Genomic DNA, 16794 nt, shown 5'->3' with positions numbered 1-16794 from the left:
GCTGGTGGAGGTGGAACTCGCAGGCATTAAACGGTGCCCGGACCATGGCCTTCATCAGCGCCGGTTACCGTGCCAGGGCAGACCGAGCAGGGCCTCCTCACCTGGGGACTCCTCCACCCGCATCATCCGCGCCCGGCCGTCGGCGACCACGGCCACCGTGTCTTCGGACAAGCTGGTCAGCACCTCGGGGGTCAGCTCGCCCACCAGACGGGTGGCGCACAACCGCGCCGCGTCGTCCGCAGTGAGGCGCCCGGTGACCAGCAACCCACCCAGACGCAGGGCGGTGAGCACCTCGGGGCCGACCCGGGGCGTGAGCACCGCGTCGCAGCGCCAGCCTTCCTCGGACATCTCCTCGTAGGCGGTCGCCGGGTCCTCGTCGGCCGAGTGCAGCACGAACAGCGGCTCCGTACCCGACCCACCCATCAGGAAAGGGGCCTCGGCCGGCAGCACGGTCGTGCCGGTCCCGGTCTGCCCCAGCCGGGCGGCGAACTCCTCCCAAGCACCGAGGGCATCGGCCAGTACGACCGGACGGGCACCCGCCGCCGCGGCCCGCAGCAGCAGGAGACGGCCCAGCCGGTGCCGTCCGATGACGATCATGCGAGCCGGTGTGGACCGGAACAGCGAGGCCCGCATCTGGGTGCCGTCGGTACCCCGACCGATCAGGACACCGGTGGGCGCGATCCGCCGGGTGAGCCCGGTGAGGGCGGCCGGGGTGGCGTCGTGCCAGTCCACGCGTAAACGGTGGACGCGGGACCCGGGTCCCCGGCGCCGGCGGGCGTCGTTCGGGCGGTCCCGTAGTTCGGCCCGGCTGGTCGGTTGCGGCAGGTCGGGAACGGCACTCGGGATGCCGCGCCGGCCGGCCTCGATCAGTTGCTCGGCGACCGCCTGACTGACCCGCTGGGCGGAGGCGCGTCCCTCCTCCTGGGTGGCCCCGCGGGCCACCACGGTGGTCTCCGGCTGGCCGGTGACCTCCACCTCGGCCTCGGCCGGGCGGGGCCGGCGAAGGGCGTGGCCGTTGCCCTCGTGCTCGCTCATCGGGGGCCCGCCCCGTCGACGGCGCCGATCACGTCGAACAGGTCCTGCTCGTTCAGCGAACGCAGGTCGTCGAGCGTAGGCCGCACGGTGGCCCGGCGCAGGCGCTGGGCCTGCGCCTTGCGCATGCTCTCGAAGAGCTTGCGGGCCTCACGGGCGTTACCGAAGTTGGGGTCGTGCGAGAGCCCGGCGAAGTAGCGGTGCAGCAGCGGCTGGGTACCCGGGGTGAGCTGGTAGTCACCGGACGCGGTGATGCGTTCCATGATCAGCAGCAGATCGTCAGGGGCATAGTTGGTGAACTCCACGGCTTTCGAGAACCGGGACGCCAGACCGGGGTTGGCATCCAGGAAGTCGGCCATCTCCTTGGTGTAACCGGCCACGATCACGGCGATCTCGTGGCGATGGTCTTCCATCAGCTTGACCAGGGTGTCGATCGACTCCTGGCCGAAGTCGTTACTGCCGGCCGATCGGGACAGGGTGTACGCCTCGTCGATGAAGAGTACGCCTCCCATCGCCGCGTCGAACACCGAGGCGGTCTTCTCGGCGGTGTGCCCCAGGTACTGCCCCACCAGGTCGCGCCGGCTGACCTCCCGGAAACCACCACCCGGCAGCACCTTCAGGGCACCGAGCAGCTTTCCGTAAATCCGCGCCACGGTCGTCTTACCGGTACCGGGGGCACCGGTGAAGATCAGGTTATTACTGCCCGCCGCGACGGAAAGCCCTGCACTGCGGCGCCACTCGTTCACCTGGAGCTCGTCGATCAGGCCCCGCACCTCGGCCTTCACCTCGGTCAGCCCGACCATGGTGTCGAGCTCGGCGAGCAGCTTCTCCACGCCCTCGTCGGACTCTCCGGAGTCGCCGTAGCCGCCCCCGACGCCGGACATCCCCTCGGCGCGCTCGCGGACGACCGGATGGGCGTCCTCGTCGATGTCCAGGGCGGGACTGCCGGTGTTCTCCAGCGAGCACTCCTCCACCAGGCCGCCGCAGCCCTTGCCGAAGGCGATGCCCGGGCCCTGGGTGTCGTGCACCTTGCAGCGGCGCAGGGTCGGCTCGCTGCGGTAGGCCACCGAGATGCCCTCACCGCCGGTGCCGGAGATCTCGCAGCCCTCGATCGTCGGGCGGGCGAACTGGTAAACGTAGATGCCGCGGCTGCCGCAACCACTCACCGTCGTCGCGCGGATCACCGGAGCGGCGCCGATCCGCACCAGCACACCGTCTTCCGCGATGTCGGTGATCGTGCAATCGGTGACCGAGCCGTCCGCGTCCTCGATCAGCAACCCGAACAACGCGTTCTCGACCGTGCACTTACGCAGGTCGACGCGTCCGCCGTTGATGCTCACCCCGGCCGCCTGACGCGAACTGAGCGTGCAACGCTCGACGCGCACCTGCGAACGCTCCGCCGAGAGGGCGGCCCCCTCACCACCCCGCAGCGTCAGCCCTTCCAGCTGCACCCCACCGTCGCGGCAGCTGATCGCCGGATGCGGCGCCCCGTCGGCGTCGATGACGACCGGACCGCCGTCGGGCAGCGGGCGGATGGTCACGGTCTTGCCGCTCAGATGCAGCGCTTCCCGGTAGGTGCCCTCGGCCACCTCGATGACCGCGTCCGTCGGGGCATCACTCAGAGCGTCACCGATCGTGGTGTAGGCACCACGCCGGCCGGGGGCCACCTGGATCGTCCGTGCCATGTCTGCCGCTGCTCCGTTTCCTGCCCTGATGTGCGCGCTTTCCCTGGCTTACCGGCCAAGACTAGGGCGAAGTAGTCGCCGTCCCCGTGGAATCGTCCTGGAGGAAGCATCCGCCGAAGACGGAGACCCGGGTATTGCCCTCGCTCCGTAGCTCCAGGGTGTCGTCCCATTTCCCGGCGATGACCAGAGTGAGCACAGCGGTGTCATGCTTGTCCAGAGTGACCTGGGTGAAACCGTACTGGGTAGCTACCGCGACCACCCGATCCCTGACTTCGGCCCAGCGATCGGCTGAGATCCCGCCCCGACCGGTACCCAGGCCGTAGTTCGCGTCCCAAGCGCCCGACACATCGCTGAACGGATCGCCGCACGAACCTGTGCTGATCTGGCGTGCTCCCTCCTCCTCCCACAAGATGCTCGGTTCAACGGTGGAGAGTACGTCGCGAATCTCACCCAGCAGGGCCCGATAGTCGGCACCGGACTGCGCGTACGAAGGCCGCGCCCGTAACGTCTCCAGCGGATCCATGGCCATTTTTCCTTTCCCGTTCGATCCACATCCAGCCACCGATAATCCGGCCATGATGAACGCGACCACGGCGCAGGCGCTCGGGCGTCGCCAGCTGCCGGGGGCCCGTTCGCCGCTTCTGTCAAGCCGATCCTGGCTCATTCCCTGGCCACCAGCTCATCTCGCATCTCCATGATCACAGCTGCGAGGTTGTTCTGGCTGGTGGTCCTATCGTCCAGGTATTCGCTGTGCCCGTGCGACGCGCTCAACGGCTCTCCTTTCAGACTGGTGCTGGCACCGGTGGCGAGCTGAACGGTGCCGGGTATCCGGTCCGGATCGAATCCCGTAGCCCCGGAGTTCCCGACGAGCCTGTCACCGTCGGCCTGCTCGTTGTAGAGCGTGCCATGGAGCTTGAGCTCGTCGACCGTATTGATAGGCAGTCCGGGCGACCCGAACACCACCGCAGCATCCACTCCACTCTCCTTGGTCAGCGCCGCGCCCGTCACGGCCGAACCGTACGAGTGTCCCAACCCCACAAGATGGGGGTCGTCGGATCGCGAGGCATTGATGCCTTGATAGAAGTCGGCCAGGTCGCTACCCGCCGCGACCGCAGTGCGCGCCGACAGCACAGAATTGTTCGAGGCCACTGTGCTCCACTGCGGAGCCTGATAGTCGAGCCAGGTGACGGTAGCAACCGTAGGTGACTTACCCACACCGTTATTCAAGCTTCCCATGTCCTCGGCGCGTACCTTCAGGTCGGTCATCTTGTTGACGTAATTTCCCAGCTTGGCAACAGTAGTAGTGAAGCCTGGCGTGAAAACCGCTACCTTGTCAGCTGTATCAACATCGCCCACCGCAACAACGGCCTGGACTCGCTCACCGGGCACAATCGTCAGACCGAGGAGCTGACGATCCGTAGCAACGGTTCTTCCCATGTCATCAATCTTCGGTGCCGTGATCTCGTTCAGTTTGTTCAGCGCCGGCAGAACCTCATCACGGATCCACACGTACTTCTGGCTTGTCTCCACCGTGGGATCGGCATCGAACTCGGCTCCCAGTCGGTCGAGTTCATCCGTGTAGTACTTGGTGTACCGCTTAAGAAGCACGGCGTTCGCCTCATTGCGCAGCTTCGCGCTCAGGCCGTCACGGTTGGCGATCCACTCCGGATGGTCATCCCGGATCACGTTCTGTTCTTTCTCCGTGAGCCCGTTCCACCAGGCCGCGTTCTGCGCCGGAGTCGCGCTGTCCTGAGGTGGCCCGTACGGATCCAGTCGGCCGGCCTCGGCACCGTCACGTTCCGCGTCCTTGAAATCGGAGGCATCCCGCCGGGCCAGATTCCCGCTCAGCACTTCACCGTTCAGTAGAGCGAACAGATCGGCGTCGACATAGTGGGCCCGACGAACCGCTTCCTCGACCCGGGCGGCGCACTCGTCCACGACCGCCTGGCGATCGGCCAGCGCCGCCTCGGCATCATCATCGCTGGTGAAACTAGTTAAACTCAATCCTTTCTCGTCGTTGACCGTTCCATCGCCAGCGATCCACAGGCCGTTGTCCGTGGCGTAATCCTGCGCCGACCGGACAGCGCTCTCCACTCCGGCCACCGAGTCCGACGCAGCCTGTAGGGCCCGGCGAACCGCGGAGACCTCAGTGATCCTGTCTTCCAGGCTCTCTTTCAAGAGGTTTCGCTGCATACCAGCGAGCAGGGCCGTTGCCCCTGTCCAGTTTCCCAGTGCCTGACCGAACACGTCTTCGCCGAGTTGGACGAGGGTGTCCTCGGTCGCCAGCAAGCTCGTCGCATGCTCATCGAGCGGCGCCGATCTCCACAGGGTGACCTGTGCCCAATCCGCACTCACTGGCCGCCGCCCCGACGGAGCACCGAAAGATCCAGGCCGGAAAGGTCGGAGCGGTCGGAGCGGTCGGACGGCGAAACCGACGGACCGGTCAGATCGATGACGGCTGAACTGTCCGGCACGAGGCCGTACTCCGGACTCAGGGCGGCGTACGCGGCGGCGCCAGCCTCGTCACTGCTCTCGTAGCCATCAGCGGCCGCGTCCAGCCCTTCCCCGAACCTGCGCATGGTGTCCCGCCAGAGCCGCAGGTCACTGTCCCACTTGGTGGCGACCTGCTTCAGAGCCCCCACACTGCCAGCACCAGGAATCTCGTGCGCGGCCAACGTGAGATCGACCCCCGGATCGAGCCCGCCCACGGTGCTTGCGGCCGACTCGGCCTCCCTCGCGCGGGAGCGCAGATCCTCCACCGCTACCTCGATGTGCCCGCTCATGCGCCCCGCTCTCTCCGCCTACTCGTCCTACCCGCATCGCCCGCGCTACCCTCGGCTCCCGGCTCTTTCCGGCGACACCCCACCGTGGTTTCTCCCCGAAGGTCATTCCTCGGAAGGCGACCAAGCCAGGTGCATCAGTTCGGTATCTCTCGCCCGCTGGGTAACAGCGTCTGCCGGGGCATCACTCAGGAGGTAACCAATCGTGGTGTGCACAACCACTTCGGCGGCCGGGAGCCGCCACCTGGATCCGTGCCATGTCTACGGCTGCTCCGTCATCGTTCTGGGGTTGCTACTGCTCATGCGCTTTACGAACTAGGGGTGCTGGGTCGCCGGTTCTCAGCCGCCAGGGCATGTCCCCGGTGCTGCGCCACCTCTTCCTGCGCCGCGACGATCCGGTCGGGAACATCGACCTGCCACTGCTCAGCCTCGATGCCCTCACCCCGCCGGGCCCCACGCCGAGCCCCTTCGGGCGCCACAACCTCGGGAGCCGCGTGACCACCCTTCAACAGGTCAGGCAGACCCACCGGAGCAGCCTTCTCGATCTCAAGACCCCCGAACGCCCGCCGCCCGGTCAGGTCCGGCTTACGCTCAGCCGGAATCACGATCAGCTCATCCCCGACCTGCGGCCGCGACCGACGCCCCTCAAGCTCTTCCTCAACCCGGCGCTTCTTACTCAGCCGGCCAAGACTGAACCCCGTACGACGACCGGGCTCCACCTTCGGACGCGCCGGACCCAGCAACTGCTGAGGCATCTCCGGCATGTCACCCAGATACTCGGCGCTGTCCTCGCGGTAACTCGGACCCTTCTTCGCATCCTCGCCGTCCTCGAGCCGCCGACCATTCTTACGGCCGGCACTAATACCGTTCCGCCCCTTGCCGTTCTGGCCCGGGGACCCCGGCATACCGCGACCGCTCGGGCCACCACCCGAGCCCGACATCCCCCGGCCCGCAACACCACCAGCGCCCGGGACACCGCGACTACCAGCACCACCGCCGGAAATCCCGCGAGTCCCACCGCCAGCACCACCGCTCAGACCATTGACACCCCGCGAACCACCACCGCCCGACGGGAACGACGACGTCCCACCACCGCCGCCTCCACCCAGACGACCCAGCAACGAGTTACGCATGCCAGCACCACCAGGAAGACCCGAACGCCCACCAGGACCACCCGGGAATCCGCTGCTACCACCCGCGCCCCGGCCGATCGGTGAACCTGGCACTCCACCAGCCGGATTCGACGGAAAGGCCGACGGACGACCAGCACCTCCACCATCAGGGGTCAAACCGGCAGGGGTACCGAAACGGGTAGTAGGAGTAGTGCTGGTGGGCGTTCCACCGGACCCGACGGGAGTTCCCGTGGACGCCGGAGTACCACGAATGACGGTAGGGCGAGAAGCCACCGGCACACTGTTGCCAGTACCCGTGGCGTTACCCGTGCCATCACCGGTCGGCGAACCGCTACCGACGTCGGCAGGGTCCCCGGTCGCCGTCTCCGCCGACGGAGCAGGCTGACCCACAACCGCTGTAGGTGTCTCGCTTCCGCCCTCGTCCCCGGTTCCACCCGTACCGCCCGAGTCCCCGGTAATACCAGTACCACCAGTGTCATCAGTGCCGCCGGTTCCGCCCTTATTACCGGTATCACCCGTGTCACCGGTATCTTTCGGGTCGCCCTTCGGCGTATCAGCGCCATCGCCGGTGGACGGCCGACGACGATTCGTGGGGTTCGGGGTCCTGCCTTCGGGATCGGTCGCGTCCTTGGCCTTGCCGGTACCACTGTTATCACGGGTGGGATTGGGGGTATCACTCTTCCTACCGGTGCCAGGGCCACTACCGGACGGGGCGTTGTTCTTCGAGGAAGAATTACTCGGAGACGAGTTGGGCGCGGTCTTGGATGTCGTGGGGCCCTGATACTTACGACCTTCAGCCAGCTGGTATGCGTTAGTGATGTAGCTATCACCGAGCGCATTCATGACAACCGCTGCTTGTTTCGTGTAATTTTCGATGATCTGATTCAAATCGACCTTCAGCGCATCAACCGCCTTCTGGCCATCGACAGAACCGGAATCATCCGACGCATTGCCTAAAAGAGGGCTTGCTCGCCCAATTTCCACTACCTTATTATTATATTCCCTTTCAAAATTATTATAAATTGCATTGATGTTCTTTTTTGCTTCATTAACCTCGCTGGCAATACTCTCCAGCGCAGCTTGGTTACCCTTGGCATAGGTGATCCAGTCATCCAATGACCAAGCACTGGCACCAATGTGACTGAAGAAATTCGCAGCGGCCTGCGTTACCGACGGATCCCATCCTTCTTGCATGGAAGTTCCGGCCGCCCGCAATCCAGACCTCATACCCTCAAGCATGGCTACGATGCGACCCCAAGTAGTAGCCGCTTGGGAGTGAGTGGCTGAATTCTGAGAGTCAGCCATCCACTTGATCTGCTCGATTGTCGAGTAGGCCCAGTCTTTTCGCCCCCAATCCATCCCCATCACGGAGGTGGAGTTGCTGTAGAACTGACCTTTCCTCTGGGTATCGTCCTTGGCCAGCTGCTCCAGCCTGAAGCCCCAGTCATCACCCTGATCTGGCATGTTCTACCCGTCTCAATTACCGGAAGGAGTACCCGGTTCGGGCGCCACGGTGATAGTCCTACCGCTGCGAGTCGTGAGCTCGAAACCGTCATCGCCATACCCGGAGTCTTCAGTCGCGAATCCCGGATACTGCTTCATATAATTCTCTTCCTTACGGATGAGAATTTCCTCAGAAACGCTACGCGGCGCATCCAGTTCGTTGGCTTGATCAGGCCCCAGAGCACTGTCAAGCTTCCGTTGCGCTGCAGCATTACGCTGGTCACTGTTGGTGTAGCTGAAAGCACAATATTCGGCGCCGTTACCCAAGCTCTCAAAACCAGCGATAACATCCGTCAGCATTCGCTGGACCGAGGTAGCCAGCGTTGCATGACTACTCGAAAAGGTACGCGCCTCAGGAAATCCGAGCGACTCATCAAACATAGCATTCGTGTACGTTTCGAGATCCTCCGGATGAGTCCCAGCCGCTTCGGCATGATCCGCCGCCAGCGAATTCACCGTCTTCGCGAACGCCGTCAACGAAGACGGGTCGACCTCAACTTTTCCACCCACAACGATCCCTCCCAGGGAATTGCGACCGGACCTCCGGTCGCTCACTCATCATCGCCACGATCAACAGGCTCCGACAACAACGACTGTTGTATTTTTTATGCAATGAATATTCCCGTTCGGCTTCATCAGTCACCGCGAGAACAAACATTAAATTAGCTTTCACCGTATATGAGAGACCATTATCAGTCTGTCCATAAACGGTCGCCAGTCAGACACAGAGTCAATATCGGCTTGCGTGAGCGTCTGAACATCCCCTAAGGAAGACAGGTCCGCAGGCACCAGATGCGAGGTGGAATTTATGTTACTAAGATCAGTGGCCGCACGAGCAGTGATCAAGAAGTAGGACATCCTGTTGTTCCGTTCCTCCCACGTCGGAACCACAACAAGGTAGGTCACCCCTTCCAACTCCTTATCGGTAAACCATTTCATCCGCTCCGTCAGGACACTCGACTTCGTGACGCGGGCATACTGCACCGGCCCACGCATCGAAGTAAACAGCAGAATCTCTCCTGCCAATGACGACATGACGTCACGTGGAGTCCTTCGTATCGCGGCGCTTGCACCAGCAAGAACCTCATCTGCCGGCGCACTGGTGCGAGCGAAAACCGTGACCGTCGGCGACGCACCACCGGACTCCACCGACGAGGGTGACGTCGCCGAGGGCGAACCTGTAACCGAAGGCACAGCCATCGCGGTCTTCGACGCGCTCGCCTCGGTTCCCCCCGCCGACGAACCCCCACACGCCGAAGCCCACAGCACCACAGATGCCGCCACCGCGGCAACCGCTCCCCGGCGATACACCATCAGGCGATCTCCGCGATCGAAGCTAAGCACATCGCCCCCGCCCCAAGCCGACTTCAATCCTGGCTCTCATGACTCTCCCCCCAGGACGTCGTGACCGCACCACAGGCCCCGCTCTTTCAACAGTACCCAAATCACCTGTGTCAGGTGATACGTCTTTCATCACTCCGCCGGCGGCAGCCAGGCCAGTTGCACCAGCTCCGTGCCCCTTTCCCGATCCACCAGCCAACCCCGACCCGGCGGCTGCGCCGACGGGCGAACGTTGCCCAGGAGAGCACCCTCGTCACGCTGACCGTTCAGGATCACGCCGGCCGATCCGATCTCCCGCAGAGCCATCGTCACCGGCTCGTACAGAGCCCGGCCCGCACCACCGGCACGCCTGGCGATGATGAGGTGCAGGCCTACATCACGGGCCTGGCCGACGAACTCCTGCAGCACCGCGAGCGGGTTACCGCTGGCCGTGGCCACCAGCTCGTAGTCATCGACGAGGACGAACAGTTCCGGGCCGCGCCACCAGCTGCGGTCGCGCAACTGTTCGGCTGTGACGTCGGGGCCGGGCAGGCGGGTGCGCAGGGCCTGGCCCACCTCCGCGAGGATCTCCTCGCTGCGTGCGGCCCCGGTGCCGTAGCCGATCAGGTGCGGTTCGGTGATCGCGCCCAGCAGGCTGCGCCGGTGGTCGATCACCACGATGCGTGCCTGTTCGGAGTCGTAGCGCTCGGTCAGTGCCTTGCCGAAGGCCCGCAGGAACGAGGTCTTGCCCGAGCGGGAGTCGCCGTAGAGCAGGAAGTGCGGGTCGGAGTCGAGGTCGAGGCGCACCACTCCGAGGTCGCTCTCGGCCACACCGATCGGGATCCCGCCCGAGACGCCCAGGTCCATCTCCTTGTAAGGGAACTCGGCGGGCAGCAGGCGGACGGGCGGTGCGGAGGGACCGGACCAGTGCCGGGCGATCGAGGTCACCGTGTCGTTGACCGCCTTGGCCAGGTCGTCGCTGGTGTGCTTGCCGTCGATGCGGGGCAGCGCGGCGAGGAAGTGGAAGCGGTCGGGGGTGATGCCGCGGCCCGGCGTTCCCTCCGGCACGTTCATCGCGGTGCGACGGTCGAGCATGGAGTCGGCGATGTCACCCAGCCGCAGTTCCAGGCGGCTGCCGAACATGTCCCGGGCGGCGGGACGCATCTCCATCCAGCGGCTGGCGGCGACCACCAGGTGCACGCCGTACGTCAGGCCACGCGCGGCAACCTGCGTGATCACGGCTTCGAGGTCCTCGAAATCGCTGCGCAGGGTTGCCCAGCCGTCGACGATCAGGAAGACATCGCCGAACACGTCGTCCGTGATCTCGCCGGCCGCCCGCAGGCGCCGGTACTCCGTCATCGATTCGATGCCGCGCCGCGCGAACAGCTGTTCGCGGGCGGTCAGCACGGTCATCACCTCGGACACCGTGCGGCGGACCTTGCTGACGTCGAGACGACCGGCCACCCCACCGACGTGCGGCAGACCGTTCATGGCCGAGAACGCGCTACCGCCGAAGTCCAGCACGTAGAACTGGGTCTCGGCCGGCGTATGGGTCAGGGCCAGGGAGAGCACCAGGTCACGCAGCACCGTGCTCTTGCCGCTGCGCGGGCCACCGACCACCACCATGTGCCCACCACTGCCGGCCAGGTCCACCTCGAGCACGTCGCGACGCTGCTCGAACGGCCGGTCGACGATGCCGATCCGGGCGACCAGCCCGGACGCTGCTCCGGAGGCGACCAGACCGCGTCCGGGTTGTACCTCCAGCGGCGGCAGCAACTCGGCGAGAGACGGCGAATCGCCCAGGGGCGGCAGCCAGACCTGGTGAGCGGGATCGCCGCGTCCTTCGAGGCGTCCCACCATGACGTCGAGAAGCGTGTCACCACCGGCAGACTCGTCGGGCTCCACCGGGACGTCCAGTTCCTTCCCGGCGCCCAGCGTCGCGGGCGTGTACTGCGAGGTGAAGTCGATGATCGCCTGGGCCGCCACCGAGATCGGACCGGTGTGATCGTGCCGGTAGGTGCCCGATACATAGGCGGCGCGGAAACGCACCAGTGGCTCGGTGCCGAACTTGATGTACCCGTGACCGGGAGAGCGGGGCAGCTCGAACGCGTCCGAGGTTCCCAGAGCGATCCGGCTCTCCATCGCCGAGAACGTCCGCAGCGCGATCCGGTACGACAGATGGGTGTCCAGGCCGCGCAGCCGGCCCTCTTCCAGGCGCTGCGAGGCGAGCAGCAGGTGCACACCCAGTGACCGGCCGAGCCGGCCGATCTGCACGAACATCTCGATGAAGTCGGGTTTGGCCGAGAGCAGCTCGGAGAACTCGTCACAGACGATCAGCAGGCTGGGCAGCGGCGGCAGGGGTGCACCGGACACCCGAACCCGTTCGTAGTCGCGCTGGGAGGCGAAATTGCCCGCCGCACGGAGCAGTTCCTGGCGGCGCAGCAGCTCACCGTTGATCGCGTCGGTCATCCGGTCGACCAGCGGCAGCTCGTCGGCCAGGTTGGTGATCACCGCGCTGGTGTGCGGGAGCCGGTCCAGCTTGGTGAAGGTCGCCCCACCCTTGAAGTCGATGAGGACGAAGTTGAGCACCTGGGAGTCGTGGGTGGCGGCGAGGGCCAGCACCAGGGTGCGCAGCAGCTCGGACTTACCCGAGCCGGTCGCCCCGACGAGCAGGCCGTGCGGGCCCATGCCCTCCAGCGCCGATTCCTTCAGGTCGAGGTCGATCTGCATGCCCTCGGGCGAGACGCCGATCGGCACCCGGAGCCGATCGCGGCTGGGCCGGGGCAGCCAGGTGACGGAGGTGTCGAGCTGGGCGGCGTCACCGATACCGAGCAACTCTGTCAGGCCGAGGTCGGCAGACAGGCCGACGTCGCCCCGGGCCGCCAGCGTCATCCGCAACGGGGAGAGCTGCATCGCCAGCGCCTCGGCCTCGTGCGGGCTGAAGATGTCGGCGGTGCCCATCTCGCTGGTGGCGTTGAGCGTGGTGCTGCGCAGCTTGCCGTCGGCCTCGACATCGAGCACCAGCGTGGCGTAGTCGAGCACCCGCGGGACCTCACCGCGGAGATCGAAGACGGTGACGCCCTCGATACCTCCGTCGGTCATCAGGTGGTCGGAACCGGCTACCGCACCGCCGTCGAGCACGACCAGCACATGCTGGCCGACCCGGCCGGACGCGGTGGAGGGGTCGAATCTCGGCCTGCGACCGACGACGTCATCGAGCATGGCCTCAAGACCAGTAACGCTGTCAGCGATCAAGCGCAAGGGGCCAAGCGCGTCAGTGCGGTCCGGGTGCTGTGCATGTGGCAGCCACTTCGCGAATTCCCAGTCGGCACGACGATCCGGAGCCACGCACACGGCCACGATCAGGTCGTCAGGAGCGTGCAGCACCACGGCCTGGGCGAGCAGCGCCCGCACCATCGACCGGGCCCGGTCACCGTCACCCCGCACGTGGATGCGGGAGAACCCGTCGAGCGCCATCACCACCGGCAGGTCGGGCACCACCGCGTACGAGCGGATGAAACGGCGCAGCGCGGCCGCACACATCGGCTCGAGCTGATCAAGGGGCTTGGTCTGAGGCGGAATCAGGGCGGTGGCCAGTTCCTGCGGACCGAGACCGATCCGGATCATGCCGAAATCCCCGTCCGAGGGACGCCTCTCCCACAACCGGGGGCCGTCGGGGAACGACCACAGCGAACCCGGTGCCGGGTAGCGGTAGTGCAGGGCGCTGCGCTGCTGCACGATGATGCGCCGGACCCGGGCCCGCTGCTGCGAGAGGTATCGCATGTACTCCGCGCGCGCGGCCCGCATCGTCTGCTTGTTGCGCCCACCGCTGTACAGCATCTGGGCGCCGATCATGCCGATCGCCGAGAGCCCGAACAGACCACCGGCGACATACATCAGCGGACTGCTGCTACTGCGGTTGGACGTGTACATCAGCGCCATCGCCGCCGAGCCGGCCAGCATCGGCATGACCATGAGCATCTGCATCCAGGCGCGACCCTCCGACTGGAGGATCTCCGGCGGCGCCTCAAGAACGATCTCCCCGGACGGGTACTCCGGTTCCGGGCGCCGCGCGGCACGCTTCACCACCACGGTCGCCATGCCCTGTCCCCTCCCTCAGCCGAATCAGCGCGCCCCCACACCGACGAGGGGACGCGGGGAACGGCCATCATGTTGCACGACGGCGGACGGGAGTTGCACCGAACGCGTCGTTCTCGAGTCACGAAAGAAACTAGAGGCCCAGACTAGGGCTCCAGATACGCTGTTACTCCAATGTGTTCCGGCGCACGTACATTTCGGTAAACCTAACCGAAAATTGAGGCAGGCCTAAGGAACCACCCCTTGCATTAACTGTATTCAAGTAGTTCAGTGATGCGTCCGGGGTGGGGGGCACCGCGGCACACTTCAGACCGACCCAGGGGCGGAAGTAAGCAGTATGACAGCCATCACGGACCGCCTCGGCCTCGCCCGCGTGGTGGTGATGACACCGAAGCGTCGCCTGACTGTGGCTCTACCAGAACAGGTTCCGGTGTCTTCATTACTGCCCGGCCTGCTCCGGCAGGGTGGTGACGACCTGGCGATCGACGGCCTCACTACCGGCGGATGGACATTACGCCGCGTTGACGGCACGCCACTCGACGTAACCAGAGGGCTCGCGCCGCAAGGTATTCACGACGGCGAGATGCTCTGCCTGGTGCCCGTCCACCAGGAGTGGCCCGAGCCCGACTTCGACGACGTCGTGGACGCCATCGCAGACGGCGCCCGCCGGGCCCAGCGGGTCTGGGCCCCCTCGGCCACCCGCACCTGTGGACTTGCTGTGACTGTCGGCACCGTGCTGCTGATCACGGCCCTGCTTCTTCTCACCCCCGGCGCGGCCTACGGATCGGGTCTGGTCCTGATCGGTCTGGCCGTGGTCCTGACCGCGGGCGGCACCTTCCTTTCGCGGGCCCTTTCCGACGCCGGCGCGGGCGCCGTCGTCGCGGCCCCGGCCACGCTCGTCGCCCTGGCCGGCGGAGTATTACTCGCCCAGGGTGAAGACCGGCCCTGGTTCAGCCCGGCCCACCTGATGATCGGATCGGCGGCGATGCTCCTCGTCGCCGTGGCCGCCATGATCGGCGTCGCCGACGTGCGCCGGGTCTTCGTCGGGGCGATCTTCGCTGCGCTCGGTGGCATCGCCGGTGCGGCCCTGGCCATGAACGCCCCCGGAACCGTCGGTGCAGCTGCCCTCCTCGGCACCACCGTCCTGCTCATCAGCCCGGCCTACCCGATACTTTCGGTACGGATGGGCCAGGTTCCGCTACCCTCCGTGCCCCGCGACATCAACGACCTGCGCACGGCCGACACCGGCCCGTCCTTCCAGGACACCGTCGCCCGTGTGACGCGGGCCACCGACATCCTCACCGGCCTGCTGCTCGGCACCGCGGTCATCACCCTGGCCTGCATCGTGGTGCTGGCCCTGGACGGATCGACGGTCCCGTTGATCCTGGCGGGTGTCATCTCGGCCGCCCACCTGCTGCGCGCCCGCATGCTCGTCTCCGCCCAGCAGCGGCTGCTGCCACTCGTCAGCGGCCTGGTCGGTCTCGGAGTCACGGCGACCGGCCTGACCATGGGGATGGACGATCAGAAGCGCCTCTTCTCGGTGGTGCCGGTTCTGATCGTCTTCGCCATCGGCTCGTGTGTGGTGGCGCTCGTCCACAGCCGGCGAGCCCCGTCCCCCCGGCTCGGACGGTGGGCCGACATCTTCGACATCGTGCTGACCCTCGCGGCTGCACCGCTCGCGGCCAGCGTGCTCGGCCTGTTCTCGTACATGCGCGGGCTGGCCGGCTGATGGCTTCTCGCCGAGATCTTCTCGACAGCTACCAGTTCGCCGCCCGGCGGGTGGTCAGCGCCACCGTGGCGCAAGAGACCGATCCCACCGAGTGGCCCTACCGGCGGCTCGGTGGCGCCGGTTTCGCCGCCGTCATGATCACCGTCGTGGCGCTGGCCGGGGCCGGGGTCTGGGGTCTGATCCGCCCGGGCGGCAAGACCTCCTGGGAAGACGGCAAGTCCGTGGTGGTGGTCAAGGAGACCGGCGCCACCTACTACTACGACGCGACCGCCCAGCGGCTCTACCCGACGCCGAACTTCGCGTCCGCCGCCCTGCTCGCCGGCACCAGCACCAAGACCTCCACCTCCACCAAGTCCCTCACCGGGGCAGCCCGCGGGCCGGAACTCGGCATTGTCGGTGCACCCAGCAACCTGCCCTCGAGCTCCGATCTGGTCAGCCCACCGTGGTCCCAGTGCACGCAGCAGGTGAGCAGCAGTGGGCACGAGGTCAGCCGTACCTGGATGGTGGTTGGCAAACGACCGGGCTCCGGTGACGCCCTCACCGACAACGCCCTCCTGGTGCGCAACACCACCGACAACGGGCTTTCCCTGATCTGGCACAACACCCGCTACCCGGTCCGCGACGAGAAAATCGTCGCCAGTGCCATGGGCATGACCGGCGGAGCCTACGCCCTGGCGGGCGACTCCTGGCTGCAGTCGCTTCCGGCAGGTAAAGTCATTGCGCCGATAGAGGTCTCGGGCCAGAACAGAGCCAGCAAAGCCATGGACGGCGCACGCGTGGGCGAGGTGCGGTCGGTCGACAACGGTTCGAACACCGCCTACTTCCTCGTCACCGCGAGCCGTCTGGTGCCGATCACCGAGTTCCAGGCCAAGATTCAAGAAGCCGCATCGGGCGACGCACCCAAGTCGGCCACTGCCAACGCCGTCGCAGCGGCCGCCGCCGACAGCTCCACCGACGCCAAGCCCAGCTCGACCGATCCGCCGGCCACGATCCCGACCTTCACCAGCCCCAGCCAGGTGAACAGCGTCATCTGTGCCGCCTGGGACGACGGCGATTTCACCCCGACCGTGTACCTGAACAGCGAGGTCCCGGTCGCGAGCGGCATCGACACCAAGGCGGTCTCCAGCTCGTCCACCGCCCTCGCCGACCGCGTCTGGGTGCAACCGGGCAAGGCCACGCTGGTGCACTCCCAGCCCTCGCCCGAGACTCCAGCTAACAGTGGACCCCTGTATCTGGTCACGGATCAGGGTCTGCGATATGCCATTCCCACGAGCACGGCGCAGTCGGCCCTGGGCCTCGGCGGAGTCGAAACCTATTCGCTTCCGGCCTCGCTCGTGGCCCGCATCCCCGAAGGCCCTTCTCTGAACCCGGACGTGGCCCGAGCCGCGTTGCAGCGAGAAGAGGAGATAAACGACATAGTCACCGGATCGTGATATCCGGACTGACCTGCGATTACGATCTTCTGGGGACAGGCTTTTCACCCCAGAGCGCCGTCTGCTCGCTCAGAACAGGCG

The 16794-nt window shown here is 66.1% G+C and carries 10 protein-coding genes; 2 read left to right on the top strand and 8 right to left on the bottom strand.

Going from position 1 to position 16794, the window contains the following annotated elements:
• Positions 1-54 precede the first annotated feature (54 nt).
• The 8 genes from QSK05_RS06635 to eccCa form a co-directional block, all read right to left on the bottom strand.
• Positions 55-1035 carry a hypothetical protein gene (locus QSK05_RS06635; protein WP_285594941.1) on the bottom strand — a complete coding sequence of 327 codons (981 nt, stop codon included), beginning with the start codon at positions 1033-1035 and terminating at the stop codon, positions 55-57.
• Positions 1032-2717 carry a right-handed parallel beta-helix repeat-containing protein gene (locus QSK05_RS06630; RefSeq protein ID WP_285594940.1) on the bottom strand — a complete coding sequence of 562 codons (1686 nt, stop codon included), beginning with the start codon at positions 2715-2717 and terminating at the stop codon, positions 1032-1034. Before QSK05_RS06630 ends, QSK05_RS06635 begins: the two co-directional genes overlap by 4 nt.
• A 61-nt stretch (positions 2718-2778) precedes the next feature.
• Positions 2779-3240: an LppA family lipoprotein gene (locus QSK05_RS06625; RefSeq protein ID WP_285594938.1), complete on the bottom strand. Its 462-nt coding sequence runs from the start codon at positions 3238-3240 to the stop codon at positions 2779-2781.
• 137 nt (positions 3241-3377) lie between these two features.
• Positions 3378-5072 carry an alpha/beta hydrolase gene (locus tag QSK05_RS06620; RefSeq protein WP_285594936.1) on the bottom strand — a complete coding sequence of 565 codons (1695 nt, stop codon included), beginning with the start codon at positions 5070-5072 and terminating at the stop codon, positions 3378-3380.
• Positions 5069-5500 carry a hypothetical protein gene (locus QSK05_RS06615; protein WP_285594934.1) on the bottom strand — a complete coding sequence of 144 codons (432 nt, stop codon included), beginning with the start codon at positions 5498-5500 and terminating at the stop codon, positions 5069-5071. The genes QSK05_RS06620 and QSK05_RS06615 overlap by 4 nt, the downstream gene beginning before the upstream one ends.
• A gap of 305 nt (positions 5501-5805) precedes the next feature.
• On the bottom strand, positions 5806-8094 hold the full coding sequence (locus QSK05_RS06610; RefSeq protein ID WP_285594932.1) for a hypothetical protein: 2289 nt from the start codon (positions 8092-8094) through the stop codon (positions 5806-5808).
• 12 nt (positions 8095-8106) lie between these two features.
• Entirely contained in the window at positions 8107-8643 is a 537-nt protein-coding gene (locus QSK05_RS06605) for a hypothetical protein (RefSeq protein WP_285594930.1), read from the bottom strand.
• Between the two features lie 963 nt (positions 8644-9606).
• Positions 9607-13554: a type VII secretion protein EccCa gene (eccCa, locus tag QSK05_RS06600; RefSeq protein WP_285594928.1), complete on the bottom strand. Its 3948-nt coding sequence runs from the start codon at positions 13552-13554 to the stop codon at positions 9607-9609.
• A 334-nt stretch (positions 13555-13888) separates the two neighbouring features.
• On the opposite strand from eccCa, the gene eccD reads away from it, so the two are divergent.
• Together eccD and eccB are read left to right on the top strand one after the other, a co-directional pair.
• Positions 13889-15280, top strand: coding sequence for a type VII secretion integral membrane protein EccD (gene eccD / locus QSK05_RS06595; protein ID WP_285594926.1), 1392 nt, complete (start codon positions 13889-13891; stop codon positions 15278-15280).
• Positions 15280-16713, top strand: a complete 1434-nt coding sequence (gene eccB, locus QSK05_RS06590) for a type VII secretion protein EccB (protein ID WP_285594924.1) — start codon at positions 15280-15282, stop codon at positions 16711-16713. The genes eccD and eccB overlap by 1 nt, the downstream gene beginning before the upstream one ends.
• Positions 16714-16794: the final 81 nt, after the last annotated feature.

This window comes from Kineosporia sp. NBRC 101731 (assembly GCF_030269305.1).
In the GTDB taxonomy this organism is placed as follows: Bacteria; Actinomycetota; Actinomycetes; order Actinomycetales; family Kineosporiaceae; genus Kineosporia.
The sequence above is the reverse complement of the archived record's forward strand: the minus strand, read 5'-3'. Positions and strand labels throughout refer to the sequence as shown.